16 protein-coding genes are annotated in these 14299 nt (G+C 74.4%); 8 read left to right on the top strand and 8 right to left on the bottom strand.

What is annotated here, in order from left to right; all coding sequences use genetic code 11:
- Positions 1 to 48: 48 nt before the first annotated feature.
- The gene (locus tag ACFV4F_RS09000; protein ID WP_380501216.1) at positions 49 to 777 is read right to left on the bottom strand and encodes a transketolase; all 729 of its coding nucleotides are present in this window, start codon (positions 775 to 777) and stop codon (positions 49 to 51) included.
- A gap of 126 nt (positions 778 to 903) precedes the next feature.
- On the opposite strand from ACFV4F_RS09000, the gene ACFV4F_RS08995 reads away from it, so the two are divergent.
- Both ACFV4F_RS08995 and soxR read left to right on the top strand, forming a co-directional pair.
- Positions 904 to 1056 carry a hypothetical protein gene (locus tag ACFV4F_RS08995; RefSeq protein WP_380501147.1) on the top strand — a complete coding sequence of 51 codons (153 nt, stop codon included), beginning with the start codon at positions 904 to 906 and terminating at the stop codon, positions 1054 to 1056.
- A gap of 108 nt (positions 1057 to 1164) precedes the next feature.
- Entirely contained in the window at positions 1165 to 1668 is a 504-nt protein-coding gene (gene soxR / locus ACFV4F_RS08990) for a redox-sensitive transcriptional activator SoxR (RefSeq protein ID WP_380440992.1), read from the top strand.
- A 36-nt stretch (positions 1669 to 1704) separates the two neighbouring features.
- Here soxR and ACFV4F_RS08985 read toward each other — a convergent pair whose 3' ends face one another.
- Positions 1705 to 2226, bottom strand: a complete 522-nt coding sequence (locus ACFV4F_RS08985) for a GNAT family N-acetyltransferase (protein WP_380501145.1) — start codon at positions 2224 to 2226, stop codon at positions 1705 to 1707.
- Positions 2227 to 2329: 103 nt separating this feature from the next.
- On the opposite strand from ACFV4F_RS08985, the gene ACFV4F_RS08980 reads away from it, so the two are divergent.
- The 3 genes from ACFV4F_RS08980 (at position 2330) to ACFV4F_RS08970 (ending at position 5101) form a co-directional block, all read left to right on the top strand.
- Positions 2330 to 2761, top strand: coding sequence for an SRPBCC family protein (locus ACFV4F_RS08980; protein ID WP_380440996.1), 432 nt, complete (start codon positions 2330 to 2332; stop codon positions 2759 to 2761).
- A gap of 248 nt (positions 2762 to 3009) precedes the next feature.
- Entirely contained in the window at positions 3010 to 3735 is a 726-nt protein-coding gene (locus ACFV4F_RS08975) for a class I SAM-dependent methyltransferase (protein WP_380501143.1), read from the top strand.
- 106 nt (positions 3736 to 3841) lie between these two features.
- Entirely contained in the window at positions 3842 to 5101 is a 1260-nt protein-coding gene (locus tag ACFV4F_RS08970) for an alpha/beta hydrolase (RefSeq protein WP_380441000.1), read from the top strand.
- A 614-nt stretch (positions 5102 to 5715) separates the two neighbouring features.
- Here ACFV4F_RS08970 and ACFV4F_RS08965 read toward each other — a convergent pair.
- Both ACFV4F_RS08965 and ACFV4F_RS08960 read right to left on the bottom strand, forming a co-directional pair.
- Complete coding sequence (locus tag ACFV4F_RS08965) at positions 5716 to 6273, bottom strand: hypothetical protein (protein ID WP_380501141.1); 558 nt, start codon at positions 6271 to 6273, stop codon at positions 5716 to 5718.
- Positions 6274 to 6367: 94 nt separating this feature from the next.
- On the bottom strand, positions 6368 to 7267 hold the full coding sequence (locus ACFV4F_RS08960) for a LysR family transcriptional regulator (RefSeq protein ID WP_380501139.1): 900 nt from the start codon (positions 7265 to 7267) through the stop codon (positions 6368 to 6370).
- 78 nt (positions 7268 to 7345) lie between these two features.
- On the opposite strand from ACFV4F_RS08960, the gene ACFV4F_RS08955 reads away from it, so the two are divergent.
- A complete protein-coding gene (locus ACFV4F_RS08955) occupies positions 7346 to 8077 on the top strand; it encodes a hypothetical protein (protein ID WP_380492754.1) in 732 nt (243 codons plus the stop codon).
- Positions 8078 to 8114: 37 nt separating this feature from the next.
- Here the strand turns inward: ACFV4F_RS08955 and ACFV4F_RS08950 are convergent, their stop codons facing one another.
- Entirely contained in the window at positions 8115 to 8666 is a 552-nt protein-coding gene (locus tag ACFV4F_RS08950; protein ID WP_380501137.1) for a GNAT family N-acetyltransferase, read from the bottom strand.
- Between the two features lie 105 nt (positions 8667 to 8771).
- Between ACFV4F_RS08950 and ACFV4F_RS08945 the strand changes: the two genes are divergently transcribed.
- Complete coding sequence (locus ACFV4F_RS08945; protein WP_380501135.1) at positions 8772 to 9989, top strand: sensor histidine kinase; 1218 nt, start codon at positions 8772 to 8774, stop codon at positions 9987 to 9989.
- On the opposite strand, the gene coaE is transcribed toward ACFV4F_RS08945, so the two are convergent.
- Positions 9990 to 10583 (bottom strand): dephospho-CoA kinase, encoded by a 594-nt coding sequence (gene coaE / locus ACFV4F_RS08940; RefSeq protein ID WP_380501133.1) that lies wholly within the window; start codon positions 10581 to 10583, stop codon positions 9990 to 9992.
- Positions 10584 to 10616: 33 nt separating this feature from the next.
- Positions 10617 to 11255: an MBL fold metallo-hydrolase gene (locus ACFV4F_RS08935; RefSeq protein WP_380501131.1), complete on the bottom strand. Its 639-nt coding sequence runs from the start codon at positions 11253 to 11255 to the stop codon at positions 10617 to 10619.
- Positions 11256 to 11330: 75 nt separating this feature from the next.
- On the opposite strand from ACFV4F_RS08935, the gene ACFV4F_RS08930 reads away from it, so the two are divergent.
- Positions 11331 to 11756: a MarR family winged helix-turn-helix transcriptional regulator gene (locus ACFV4F_RS08930; RefSeq protein WP_380441019.1), complete on the top strand. Its 426-nt coding sequence runs from the start codon at positions 11331 to 11333 to the stop codon at positions 11754 to 11756.
- A gap of 109 nt (positions 11757 to 11865) precedes the next feature.
- Here ACFV4F_RS08930 and ACFV4F_RS08925 read toward each other — a convergent pair whose 3' ends face one another.
- Positions 11866 to 14085: an MMPL family transporter gene (locus ACFV4F_RS08925; RefSeq protein WP_380501129.1), complete on the bottom strand. Its 2220-nt coding sequence runs from the start codon at positions 14083 to 14085 to the stop codon at positions 11866 to 11868.
- Positions 14086 to 14299: the final 214 nt, after the last annotated feature.

The following is a 14299-nucleotide window of genomic DNA, read 5'->3' as shown; positions in this document are numbered from 1 at the left end:
GGGAGTGCCCGGCGGTGCTCGGTAGTGCCTGGGAGTGCTCGGCAGTGCTCAGGAGTCCTTGGGCTCGACGCGGGCCACCACGACCCGCGGGCGGCCCGGGTGCGCAGCGGTGTAGGCCGCGTGCAGCGCCTCGTGGTCGCGGCCGTCGACGGTCTGCGCCGACCAGCCCTCGGCCGCGAACCGGGCCGCGATGCCGCCCTGCCAGCCGTGCGTGGCCGAGGAGTTGTCGATGACCACCGCGTGCAGCCGGTCCAGCCCGTAGGCGCCGGCGAAGGCCACCGCCTCGTGGTTGGAGCCCTCGTCGAACTCCGCGTCCCCGAGCAGCACCCACACCGCCGGATCGGCCAGGCCCTGGGCGCGCAGCCCGAGCGCCGTGCCGACGGCCAGCGGCAGGCCGTGGCCGAGCGATCCGGAGGCGATCTCGACGCCCGGGACCAGCATCCGGTCGGGGTGGTGGCCGAGCGGGGAGTCGTAGGCCCCGAAGCTCGGCAGCACCTCGGGGTCGATGAACCCCTTGGCGGCGAGCACGGCGTAGTACGCCATCGGACCGTGGCCCTTGGAGAGCAGGAAGCGGTCGCGGTCCTGGTGCTCGGCCGTCCCCGGGGTCACCCGCAGGATCCGGTCGTAGAGCACCCAGAGCGCGTCCAGCGTGGAGGTGGCGGCGGGGCCGTGCTTCTCGTCGCCGGTCATCAGCGCCATGAGGGCCGGGAGGTCCTCGAAGCGGGCGCCGGTCCGGGTCCCGCTCGCCGTCTGCGTCGTGTGCGTCGTCTGCGTCATCTGCTTCGTCATGACGATGATGGTGCAACTTAAAGCCAGCTTGAAGTCAAGCGATCACCGACGGTGTCCGCGGCCCGGCCGGAAAACCAGTTGCCGCAAGGCCGTTCGCACGCCTAGCGTCCTGCCGTGCTGCCTGTGGTGGAGACGGAAGAGCAGTGGGACGCGGTCGTGCCCGACGAATCGGTGATGCGGCCGGGCGCCGCTGCGCTCTGTGACCGGCTCGGCGTCGGCGGCCTCCCGCTCGACGACCTCGCGGAGGAGTGGTTCGGCACCGACTGACCGGGCCTCCGAACCCGCCCGCGGCCCACCCGAAGCCCCCTGGAGCCCCCTGGAGCCCCTTGCAGTCCGCTTGAAGTCCGCTTGAAGTCCATGGATAGAGTGGGCCGCATGACCGCAGCGCCCGGCCACGGCCCCACCCGTCACGACCTCCTCACCATCGGCCAGCTCTCCGAACGCAGCGGCCTCGCCACCTCCGCCCTGCGCTACTACGAGAGCCTCGGCCTCATCCACGCCACCCGCACCGCCGGCGGCCAACGCCGGTACAACCGCGCCACGCTGCGCCGCGTCGCCTTCGTCCGCGCCGCGCAGCGCGTCGGCCTCTCCCTCGACGAGGCCCGCGTCGCCCTCGACCGCCTCCCCGAGCACCGCGTCCCCACCGGCACCGAGTGGGACGCGGTCGCCACGTCCTGGCAGAGCCGGATCGACGAGCAGATCGCCGAACTGGAGCGCCTCAAGGCCAAGCTCACCGGCTGCATCGGGTGCGGCTGCCTCTCGCTCTCCCGCTGCGCGCTCTACAACGCGGCCGACCGCGCCGCCGCCTCCGGCCCCGGCGCCCGCTACCTCCTCACCCGCGACCCCGGCACCGGCCCGGAGCCGGCCGTAGCGCCGTAGGGCCCCAGGACCTCAGGGCCCCAGGACCTCATGGCCTCAGGGCCTTGGGTCCGTCCGCAGGATGCTGTAGCGCACGACATCGCGCCAGGCGCCGTCGCGGAAGGCCAGGGCCCGTTGGACGCCCTCCCGGGTGAAGCCGCACTTCTCCAGGGCGCGCTGCTCGGCGAGGTTGGTGGCCTCGGTGTCCGCCTCCAGCCGCATCACCGGGGTGTGCGCGAACAGGTAGGCCACGAGCTGCCGTTGGGCCTCCGTGCCGACGCCCCGGCCGCGTGCCTCCGGGCGCAGCTGCACGCCGATGTTCCAGTACGCCGACGCCGCCCGCGGGCTCGCCTGCCGCCAGGAGACGAAGCCCGCGAACGCGCCGCCGCTCTCCACCGCGAGCACCGAGCGGTGGTCCGCGAGGAGCCCGTCCTCGGCGAACTGCCGGCGGATCGGCCCGAAGTCCCGCCAGCCGTACCACTGGAACTCGCCGAGCGCGTCGGGGTCGTTCATCATCGCGTGGAGGACCGGAAGGTCCGCCTCGGCGATCGGGCGCAGGGTCACCGGTTCTTCGTTCATGTCCGCCCGAACGCGCGAGTTTCCCTGACCGTTCCTCATATCGTCTCGCCGAAGGCCAAGATGGTCGGGGATGCACGGGATCCGGCGACGAAGGGGAACGGCCATGGCGGGGACGACGGTCAGCACGGTGGTGGAGGCTCCGGCCGGCAAGGTGTGGGAGCTGATCGGGGACTTCCACGCCCTCGGCGCGTGGCACCCGGACCTGCCCCCGAGCCGGCGCGGCAACGACCTGGGCGGCACGGCCGTCGGCGCCGTCCGCCTCTTCGAGCTCGGCGACACGGAGCTGAGCGAGACGCTGCTCGGCTACGACGACGGGGCCCGGAGCTACACGTACGGCTTCGCCGACGGCACCTTCGAGCTGAGCGCCTACCGGGCGACCCTGCGGGTGGTGCCGGTCACCGAGTCCGACGCGGCGTTCGTCGAGTGGAGCGCGACGTACGACGTCGAGCGCGAGCACCGCGAGGCGTCGACGGCCCTGGTGCACGGCGTGTTCACGGCCGGCCTGCGCGCCCTGCGCGAGCGCTTCGCGGGCTGACGGCAGGCCGCGGCGGGCCCGTCGAGACCGTCGCGAAAGCGTTATCCGGGGCCGTTCCCAGGCGCCTCCCAGCCCCGCCCGGAAACGGCCCTTCCCGCCCCCTGGCGCCCGCGCCGCCACCTGCACACCCCGGGGCCGGTGCGGCCGGAGGCCCCCCTTCGCAGCCCACCGCCAGGAGCCGCTACACCCCTTCCCACCAGGGGAGTTGGCCCTGGGAAAGACTCTCGCGTCCGCCTAGGCTCGACCTCATGAACCGCACGATCCGCACGACCGAAGACGTCCTCGCCCTCCTCGACCGCCTCTTCCCCCCGGCCGCCGACCGCTGGACCTCCGACGCCTCCGCCTGGTGGGACGGCTTCTACGCCGACCGGAGCGCCGGGCGCCCGTTCTTCGTGCCGAAGCCGGACGAGCACCTCGTCTCCTACCTCGACCGCGGCCTCGTCGCCCCCGGCGGCCGGGCGCTCGACCTCGGCTGCGGTCCGGGGCGCAACGCCCTGCACCTGGCCGCGCTCGGCTTCGACGTCGACGCCGTCGACCTCTCGCCCGCCGCCGTCGCGTGGGCCGAGGAGCGGGCGGCGGCCTCCGGGCTCGGCCCGCGCTTCCACTGCGGGAACATCTTCGACGTCGAGCTCCCGCACGCCCGGTACGACCTCGTCCTCGACTCCGGCTGCCTCCACCACCTGCCGCCGCACCGCAGGGTCGGCTACCTCGCCCTGCTCGACCGGGTCCTCGCGCCCGGCGGCCACTTCGTGCTCAGCACCTTCGCCGCCGGGGCGATGGGCTCGGAGCGGCCCGACGAGGACCTGTACCGCGTCGGCGGCCTGGAGGGCGGCCTCGCCTACGCGCCCGCGGAACTGCGCGCCCTCTTCGCGGACTTCGAGCCGGTCGAGATCCGTCCGATGGCCGAGCAGTCCCCGGACTCGCCGCTCTTCGGCGTGCCGTTCCTGCTCACCGCGCTGTTCCGGCGGCCCTGAGGCCCGACGCCCCGCACCGACGGGCTCCCAGGAGCCTCCCAGCGGACCATCAGACGATCACCAGCCTTTAAGCGCCCTCTCATGTCCCCGTCCTAGCCTCCGCCGCATGAACGTCTCGCTGCTCGGCGGCTGGTTCCCGTGGACCGTACAGGCCGTCGCCGTCGCCCTGTTCGTCACCGCCGTCGGCTGGCGGGACCGGACCTGGCGCGTCAAGTGGGGTCCGATCGCCCTCGGGGCGGCGGCGGGCCTGACCGCGCTCGCGGCGGTCGGGGTGCTGACCCTGTCCGGCATCACCGACCCGATCCCGTTCGGCGTCTGGCTGTGGAGCGGCGTGGCGGTGGGGGCGTTCAGCGTGCTCGGGTTCGGCTGGCGCGGCGCCCGCTGGTGGCGGCGGGCGCTGGCGCCGCTCGCCGCCGTCCTCGCGCTGTTCGCGGCGGCCAACAGCCTCAACGTGGCCACCGGCTACTACCCGACCATCGGCGACGCGGTCGGCGAGCTGAGCGGCGACCCGCTGCCGGACCAGATCACGCTCGCCCAGCTCGGCTCGATGCACGGGAAGACGAAGACCGGCCGCATCGTCCAGGTCGACATCCCGGACACCGCCAGCGGCTTCGCGCACCGCCAGGAGCTGGTCTACCTGCCGCCCGCATGGTTCCGCAGCCAGAGCCGGCCCAAGCTGCCGGTCCTGGAGATGATCGGCGGCGAGTTCTCCGCGCCGGACAACTGGATCCGCTCCGGCGACGCGGTGAAGACGGCGGACGCGTTCGCCGCCAAGCACAACGGCTTCGCGCCGATCCTCGTCTTCGTCGACGCGACCGGCGGCTTCCGGGTGGACACCGAGTGCGTGGACGGCCCGCACGGCAACTCCGAGAGCCACCTGGTCAAGGACGTCCCGCCGTTCGTCCAGAAGACCTTCAACGCCGCCACCGACCCGCACAAGTGGGGCGTGGCCGGCTGGTCGATGGGCGGCACCTGCGCCTTCGACCTCACCGTCGAACACCCCACGGTCTTCACCCACTTCGGCGACTTCTCGGGCGACAAGGGCCCGTACATCGGCGACAAGGACCACACCGTCCAGGAGCTCTACGGCGGTGACGCCGCCGCGTGGTCCGCGCACGACCCGGTGACCGTCCTCGCCCACCACCCCAAGTACCAGGGCGTGTCCGGCTACTTCGGCCAGGGCGACGAGGAGCACGGCCAGATCGAGTCGGCCAAGGTGCTGAACGACGCGGCGAAGAAGGACGGCATCCGCACGACGACGGCCGTCGGCTCCGGCAAGCACACCTGGCAGACCGGCGCCGCGACCTTCGTCCAGGCCCTGCCCTGGCTCGCCGCCCAGCTCGGCGTCCCGGGCACCCGGGCGTAGGGGCAGCTGGTCCCCACACGAACCTCGCCGGGGAAACCCTTGACGTCCCCGACCCCGCCCCGCCTCCCCGCAACGGCCGTTCACCAGGCGGCAGAAGGGCCGACCGGCCGTGCGGGGCCGCCGGAGGGCGGCTCCCACCTCCGGCCCGCCATCGCTTCTTCCGCGGGCGCGCACACCTTCGCCACCGGGCGGCTGCAACTGTCCGGCACCCCGGACTACCAGCCGGTTTTCCACTTTGCAAGGGATGGCCGGATAGCACTAAGTTTCGACCGCTGTCGATGCCGCGCAGGGCTGAGTACCCCTCAAGCCCAGGTCGGAAACGGTGTCGTGCCCCCGGACGTACGGGGGAAGGACCAGCCGTGCCGCGTGCCCACCAGGCGCCGGGAGCCACCGGGCACCCGACCCCGATCCGGCACACCGGACACGTGAGGAGCCGTCGGTTGCGCACCACCCGCCCGGCCGGCGTCACCGGTGCGGCCCCGCCCTGCGAGGCCCTCCCGGGCTGCTGAGCAGCCCGCACAGACCGCCCCGGTCGCGATACCGGGGCACGACGGGTCGGCCCGTCCGGCACAGGGGACCGGACGGGCCGGCCCGTCACCACGCGCCGCCGGCCGTCAGAGGCCGAGGCGGCTCAGCGCGGTCGTCCAGTCGGAGGCGATCGCTCTGCGCGCGGCGTCGAGCGTGACCTGCCCGCCGCACACCGCCTTCTTCAGCCGGTTCTCTACGGTGTCCTTGCTCTGCGCGGGCTCGTTGCCGTACCGCGGCTCGGGCCACAGGTTCCGCGGGTCGCGCGGGGCGCCGCCGAGCTCCAGGGGGACGAAGTGGTCCTCCTCGTAGTCGGCCGGGTTGGTGTCCGAGTAGCCGTACTGCGCGATCTGCTGCACCTTCAGGGCGTTGGTGTAGCTCGCCGGCGGGCGCACGGTGGCGGTCCAGCCGGAGACGCAGATCGTCTTCTGGATGGTCGCCTGGGTGACGGCCGGGTTGTACGCGCCCGGCGTGCAGGACGGGTCGGGCAGCGGCAGGTACGCGCGCGAACAACCGGCCGCACGGGCATCGGACTTGTGCGCGGACGGGTGCGAAGCAGCCTGCGCGGTCCCGGTTCCGGCGGCGATCCCGGCGGCGGCGAGGGCGGTGGCCGCGGCGCCCACGGTCAGGCGCTGACGAAGCATCATGGAGGCTCTCTCCTGGGCCGGCCCGGCCGAATGCCGGGCGACTGTGCCCATGACAGCAGCGCCACCACGAACACCGTCAGCCCCGGGACGTGAACTACTTGGTAAGAGTTTGCCGGTGCGTCAACTCCCGGGCCAGCAGGGCCGCCGGGCCCTCCGGGAGGCTGCCGTGCACGAGTTCGGTGCGGTGCACCAGGCGCGGCAGCGTGACCGGCACCCCGACGACGCCGGGGGCGGCGGCCAGGGCGGACGGCGGCAGCAGGGCCAGGCCGTGGCCGGTGGCCACGAGCGCGAGCAGGGCGTGCACGTCCGTGCCGCGGTAGCGGGTGGCGGGGCGGAAGCCGTCGGTGCCGGTGGCCGCGCGCAGCCGGGCGGGCGGCGGGGTGAGGTCGGGGGCGTCGAGCCAGCGGGCGGCGGACAGGTCGGCGAGGGCGACCCCGGGCCGGCCGGCCAGCGGGTGCCCGGCGGGGAGCGCCACGACGACCGGCTGCTCGGCGACGGCGACGGTGCCGAGCGGGCCGACGTCGGGCAGCGGCAGCGGGTCGCTGGGCGCGGCGAGCCCGTCGACGAGGGCGAGGTCGACGTCCCCGGTGGCGACCAGCGCGGGCAGCACGTCCTGGGCGAGCACCCGGACGTCCACCTCCGCGCGCGGATACGTCCGGCGCACCTCGCCGAGCGCACGCCCGACCGCGGTGCCGAGCGCCAGGGGGGTGGCACCGAGCACCAGCCGGGCACTCGCGGCACCGACCAGGCGCGCGACGTCGGCGCGCGCCGCCTCCAGCCGCACGAGCAGCGGCGCGGCGTGCTCCAGCAGCCGCACGCCCGCCTCGGTCGGGCCGACCGGGCGGCGGACGAGCAGCGGCGCCCCGAGGTCCGCCTCCAGCGCGGCGATCTGCTGCGAGACGGCGGACTGCGTGTACCCGAGCTCGCGCGCCGCCTCGGAGAACGAGCCGAGGCGGACGACGGTGACGAAGGTGCGCAGCTGCTGCGGATCCACAGTCTCATCAGCCGATCTGATCGAGGGGTAAGAAATCATCGTTGGCGGTGATCTCGGGTGCCGGGCCAGGATAGCCGCATGACCTACCAGACCCCGCGCATCGCCCTGGTCGGCGACCGCTCCCCCGCCGTCCGCTCGCACGCCCGCATCCCCGGCCTGCTCGACGCCCTCGCCACCCGCGACCAGCTCGACCTGGACGCCTACTGGATCCCCACCGAGGACGCCGGGGCACCCGGCGCACTCGACGGCTTCGACGCGATCTGGCTGCTCCCCGGCAGCCCCTACCGCAGCGAGGACGGCGCCCTGGCCGCCGTCCGGACCGCCCGCGAGCTCGGCATCCCGTTCCTCGGCACCTGCGCCGGCTTCCAGCACGCGGTGCTGGAGTTCGCCCGCGACGTCTGCGGCATCGGCGACGCCGTCCACGCCGAGCAGGACCCGGACCGGGACGAGCAGGTCATCGAGCCGCTCGCGTGCTCGCTGGTCGGCCACGAGGGCGCGGTGAACGTCACGCCCGGCACGCTCGCCGAGCGCGTCCTCGGCACCACCCGCACGCTGGAGCGCTACCACTGCGCGTACGGGCTCAACTCCGCCTACCTGGACCGGCTGCGCGAGCACGGGCTGCGGTTCAGCGGCGCGGACGAGGCGGGCTCGGTGCGCATCCTGGAGCTGACGGACCACCCGTTCTTCCTGGCCTCGCTGTTCCAGCCGGAGCTGTCCGGCGACGGCACCCGCCCGCACGCGATGATCCGCGCCCTGGCCGCCGCCGCGGTCGAGCGGGCCGCCTCCGTCGAGCGCGCCGCCTCCGCCTGACGGGCCCGCCCGGCCCGCTCACCCTGGTGCCGGTCCGTCACATCGGCAGCGACCGCAGCCGCACCGCCCCCTCCGGCCAGGCGGCGCCGGCCCGCAGCGGCGCCCACATCGTGCGCAGCGGCATCACGGCGAGCAGCCCGCCGCGCTGCTCGACCGTCACCTCGCCGGGCACCTCCCGGAAGCCCAGCCGCTCGTAGAGGCCGACGAGCGGCGGACGGCAGAACAGCAGGGCGTAGGCGGGGCCGAGCGTGCGGGCGTGGTCGAGGGCGGCCCCGACCACGGCGCGCGCGAGGCCGCCGCCGCGCCGGTCTGCGGCGACGGCGACGCCCCCGACGCCGACGGCCGGCACCTCCGCGCTCCCGATCGTGAGGGGCAGCGGCAGCAGGCCGGTGTGCGCGACGAGCCGGCCCCCGGCGGACCGGACGCCGAAGTGGATCTCCTTGGGCAGGAACGTCAGCCCGGTGTGCGCCACTCCGTAGGGGTCGTCGCCGGGCCCGAGGATCTCGTCCTGGTCGGCACGGGTGTACTGCGGCAGCCGCACGACCTCGACCGGCGCGGCGGGGCTCCCGGGGGGAAGATGATCGGTCATCCCGCCATGGTCGCTTCCGGGGCTCACGGAATCCAGGGCCCGCCGGGATCCAGGGCCGACCGTGATCCAAGGCCGGCCGGAACCCCGGTGTGGAAGCATGCCCCCATGCGCCAGCCCACCGACCAGCAGCCCGGGGACCGCCCGGTCCCCGGCCTGCGGGCCGCCCACCGCTCCACCATGCTGGTGAGCCTGCCGGTCCGGCTGCCCGCCCCGGTCGTCGCGCTCGCCCCGACCGTCCTCGCCCTGCTGATCCTGGTCCCGCTCGCCGCGGGCGACCCGGACGTCGGGCCGACCTCCTCCCGCGGGGTCAACGCCACCCTGATGGCGATCGGCGCGCTCGCCCTGGCCTTCCGCTGGCGGGCCCCGGCGACGGTCACCGCGCTCACCCTGCTGAGCGGCCAGCTGCCCCTCGCCGTCGCGCTCTACGGGTTCGCCGCGCGGCGCGGCCGGACCCGGGCGCTCGTCGTGATCGCCGTCCTCGCCGAGATCCGCCTGCTCATCCCGTTCGACCTCGGCGACCTCAGCACGCTGAACAACATCGCCAACATCATCGAGGACCCCCTCGTGTACGGCGCCGTGCCGCTCGCCCTCGGCCTCACCGCCCACCAGCGCGCCCGCGCCGTCGACCTGCTCGAAGACCGCAACCGCCTCCTGGAGGCCGCCCGGCAGCACGCCGAGGAACGCGCCGCCGCCGCCGAACGGGCCAGGCTCGCCCGGGAGATGCACGACGTCGTGTCCAACCGGGTCTCGCTGATCACCCTGCACGCCGGTGCCTGCCAGGTCGCCGCGCCGAACGACCCGGCCGTCGTCAAGGAGACCCTCGGGCTGATCCGCACCCTCGGCCTGCAGGCCCTCACCGAACTGCGCGGACTGCTGGGCGTGCTGACGCCCGCCTCCGACGAGGGCCCGTCCCTGGGCGGACTGCCCGCACTCGTCGGGGAGTCCCGCCGGGCCGGCCTGTCCGTACGACTGAGCGTCGATGGCCCGGCCGACGGCGGGCCCGAGCCGAGCCCCGCCGTCCAGTACGCCGCCTACCGGATCGTCCAGGAGGCGCTCACCAACGTGCACAAGCACGCCCCCTCGGCCACCGTCGCCGTCACGGTCGAGATCCGCGCGGACGGGCTGCGCCTGTCCGTCGTCAACTCCCCCGGCGACGGCGGCGAGGACCCGCACCTGCCCTCCGGCGGACACGGCCTGGACGGCATGCGCACCCGCGCGGACGACCTCGGCGGCACCCTGGACGCGGGCCCCACCCCGGAGGGCGGCTTCGCCGTCCGGGCCCGCCTGCCGCTCACCGCCGACGTGCCGGCCGGCGCGGCCTGATCAGGAGCGGGGCCGCAGCCGCGCCCACACCTCGGCGACGCGGGCCGGCAGTTCCTCCAGCGGACCGCTGTTGTCGATCACGACGTCCGCGATCGCGAGCCGCTCCTCGCGGGTGGCCTGCGCGGCCATCCGGGCCCGGGCCTCGTCCTCGGTCATGCCGCGCAGCTCCACCAGCCGCGCGACCCGCACGTCGTCCGCCGCGTCGACCACGACGACCAGGTCGTACAGCGGGCCGAGCCCGTTCTCGGCGAGCAGCGGCACGTCGTGCACGACGACGGCGTCCGGCGCGGCGGCGGCCTCCAGCTCGGCCGAGCGGGCCCGCACCAGCGGGTGGACGATCGCGTTCAGCGCCTGGAGCCGGTCCGGGGCGGCGAACACGATCGCACCGAGGGCCGGACGGTCCAGCGAACCGTCCGGCCGCAGCACCGCGGGCCCGAACTCGGCCACCACGGCGGCGAGTCCGGCCGTCCCGGGCGCGACCACCTCGCGGGCGAGCACGTCGGAGTCCACGATCACCGCGCCGTGGGCGGCGAGCAGCCGGGACACCTCGCTCTTGCCGGCGCCGATGCCACCCGTCAGTCCGATCTTCAGCATGGCGCCAGGCTACCGGCGCCGCCCTCCCGGCGGTCAGCCGAGGTCGAGGCTCTCGCCCTCGCCCAGCGCCCGCAGCCGGGCACCGCCCGGCCCGTCCTCGCCGACCAGGCGGGAGTGCACGGCGAGCCCGATCGGGCTGAGCACCGCGTCGTGCACGGGCACCGCCACGCGCGGGGCGGCCTCGCGGACGTAGTCGACCAGTTCGCCCGCCTTGCTCCAGGGCGCGCCGATCGGCAGCAGCAGCGTCTCGACGGCGTGCGGCGGCACCGTGAGCGCGTCGCCGGGGTGGAAGAGGCGGCCGCCGAACAGGAAGCCGATGTTCTTCACGAGCGGGACGTCCCGGTGGATCTCCGCGTGCCACTCACCGTGCACCGACACCTCCAGCCCGCCGAGCTCGAACGCGTCGCCCTCGCCGACGGCGCTCACGCGCTGCGCCACGCCGTCGAGCTGGGCGGCCACCGCGTCGTTGGTCCACACCCGCAGGGCCGGGTGGGCCTCCAGCGCGGCGCGCAGCCGGGACTCCTCGAAGTGGTCCATGTGCTCGTGGGTGATCAGGACGGCGTCGGCCCCGGCGAGGGCGGCGGGGTCGGTGAACATCCCGGGGTCGATGACGACGGTGGTGCCGTCGTGCTCCAGGCGTACGCAGGCGTGTCCGAACTTGGTGATTCGCATGGGAAAAACAATACAGCGAAACTGCGCAGCATGACTACACAGTTTTGCTGCACAGATTCCCGGTAGGCTTCTGCCATGAACAGTCCGGCCCCCGAGACCCTCGAACTCGCCGCCGACCTGCGCGCCGCCCTCGGCGGCCTGGTCCGCTCCCTGCGCGACAACGACGAGCTGCCCCAGAACCAGGCCGCCGTCCTCGGCCTCCTCGTCCGCGACGAACGCGCCTACACCGTCGCCGAGCTCGCCGAGCGCCAGCGCGTGCGCCACCAGTCGATGGCCCGCACGGTCGCCCTGCTCACCGAGGCCGGCCTGGTCACCCAGGGCCCGCACCCCACCGACGGCCGCAAGCTGCTCGTCACCGCCACCGGGGCCGGCCACGACGCCCTCCTCGAACAGCGCGCCCGCCGCGAGGCGCAGATCGCCGCCGCCATCGAGACCCGCCTCACCCCCGAGGAGCGGCAGACCCTGCGCGCGAGCGTCGCCCTGCTGAGCCGACTGCGCTGAGCCCGTCACCGGGCCGGCCGTACCGGGCCCGTCACCGAGCCGCCGACCCTGGGCCCGTCACCAGGCCTCCGGCCCTCATCCGGTCACCGGGCCGGCCGTGCCGAGCCCGTCACTGAGCCGCCGGCGCCGAGCCCGTCCCCGTGCCCACGAGCTCGGGACGCTGCGCCGGGATCACCGCCGGTGCGATCGGCGGCAGCTCGACGTGCTCGCTCAGCCCGAAGCGCCGGTGCAGCCGCCGCAGCGGCGCCGGCGCCCACCAGTTGAACTCGCCGAACAGGCTCATCGCGGCCGGCACCAGCAGACAGCGCACCAGCGTGGCGTCCACCGCGACGGCGACCGCCAGGGCGATGCCCATCTGCTTGACCATGAGCATGTCCCCGAGCGCGAACCCGGCGAAGACGATCACCATCAGCAGCGCCGCCGAGGTGATGATCCGCCCGCTACGCTGCACGCCCAGCTCCACGGCCTTCGCACAGCTGTAGCCGCGCGAGTGCAGTTCCTTGATGCGGGCGAGCAGGAACACCTCGTAGTCCATGGACAGCCCGAACGCGAACGCGAAGACCAGCACCGGGATGAAGGTCTCCAGCCCGCCGGTCGGACTGAACCCGAGCAGCCCGCTGAAGTACCCGTCCTGGAAGATCAGCGTGAGCGCGCCGAGCGAGGCGCCCAGCGACAGCAGGTTCATCAGCAGCGCCTTGACCGGCATCACCACCGAGCCGGTCATCAGGAACAGCAGCACCAGCGTCCCGAGCGCGACCAGCCCGAGCGCCCAGGGCCCGCGCGAGGTCAGCTCGTTCGAGAAGTCGACCACCGAGGCGGCGCCGCCGGTCACGTAGGTCTTCAGCCCGCCGCGGTCGGCCCGCAGCTCGTCGACGACCTGCTTGGCCGTCCCGCCCTGCGGGTCCCCGTGGACGAGCACGTCGATCGTCGAGACGGAGTCGCTCACCGGCGTGACCGCCCGCACCCCGCTCACCCCGGGCAGCTTGGCGACGACCTCGTCCGCGTACGCCTGCGCGACCGGCGCCCCGCCCTCGACCACCACCGTGATCGGCGCGGCGGCGACCTGCGGGAAGCGCTGGTCGATCGCGTCCGCGACCTGCCGCCCGGCGGAGGAGGCGGGCAGCACGGCCGCCCCGGAGTTGCGCATCTCCGCGTGCAGGAACGGCGCCCCGGCCGCCATCAGCAGCGCGGTGCAGGCGAGTGCGACGGGCACCGCCCGTTTGCGGACCCGGCGGACGGTCCGGCTGAAGAAGCCCTCGTCGGGCACCGGCGCGGCGGGCGCCTTGATCCGCGAGCCGGCGAAGCCGAGCAGCGCGGGGATCAGGGTGAGCGCCGCGGCGACGGCGATCACGACCACGCTCACGCCGGCGGCGGCGACGGCCCCGAGCACCGGACTGGTGAAGACGAAGAGACCGGAGAGCGCGACGGCGACGGTCAGCCCGGAGAACGCGACGGTGCGCCCGGCGGTCGCGGCGGTGCGCTCGACGGCGGCGGCGATGCCGGCGCCGTGCCCGCGTTCCTCACGGAAACGGTTCACCATGAGCAGCGCGTAGTCGATCGACAGCCCGAGCCCGAGCACGGTGGCGATCGGCAGCACGCTGGTGTCGATGTCCATGATCCGGCTGAAGCCGAACATCGCCAGCAGTGCCCCGCCCACCGAGGCGACCGCGCCGATCACCGGCAGGCTGGCCGCGGCGAGCCCGCCGAAGACCAGCACCATGACGACCAGGGTGAGCGGCAGGGTCACGATCTCGCCGAAGCGGGTGTCCTGCTCGGTCTGCTTCTTGACCTCCTGCTGGAGCACGAGGTCACCACCCACCGTGACGTGCGCGCCGCCGGTGCCGTTCAGCGCGGCCAGCCGCTGGGTGACGGCGTCGGCCTGGGCGGCCGTGCTCGTGTCGGCCATCCGGATGGTCACCAGACTCGCGTTCCCGTCGGCGGACCGCAGCGCGGCGGCGGCCGGCCCCGGCCCGTACGCGTCGTTCGCGGACGCGACGCCGGGCAGGGCGGCGATCTCCTGGGTGGCCTTGGCGACGGCCGCCCGTACCGCCCCGTCGTCCACCGGCCTCCCGTCGACGACGGCGGTGACGACTCCCCGGGCCGGATCGGCCGCGGTGGCGACCGCACCGCCCCGGTCGGCCTCGGAGCTGGCCGAGGAGGCCCCGGCCACCGACCCCTCGAAGACCCGGCCCCCGATCACGACACCGACGACCAGGACGACGGCCCAGAAGCCGAGGACCCAGCGCCGGTGCCGGAAGCAGAACCGCCCGAGGGCGGCGAGCCGCCCGCGGACCCGGAGGTCGGCGGCAGCGGCGGAAGGCTTGTGCATGAAGGAGCCTTTCGGGCAGTTCCACTCAATGTAGGTGGAACCCGAACTCCGGCCTAGGGAAGGGCGATGAGCCTCATCTCACACTTTCCTGCACATAAACACCACATAAGTCAAATCGGAAAACGAAAGGGGGGGCGCGCCCCCCCGGGATCTGAGGGTGGGGGCCCCCCCCCAGGGGAGTGCGCCGGCGAGCGGAAGAGCCACACCTGGCGAC

Origin of the sequence: Kitasatospora sp. NPDC059722 (assembly GCF_042733235.1) — a bacterium.
Classification (GTDB): Bacteria; Actinomycetota; Actinomycetes; order Streptomycetales; family Streptomycetaceae; genus Kitasatospora.
Note: the sequence above shows the minus strand (reverse complement) of the source record. Positions and strands in the feature narration are given on the sequence as shown.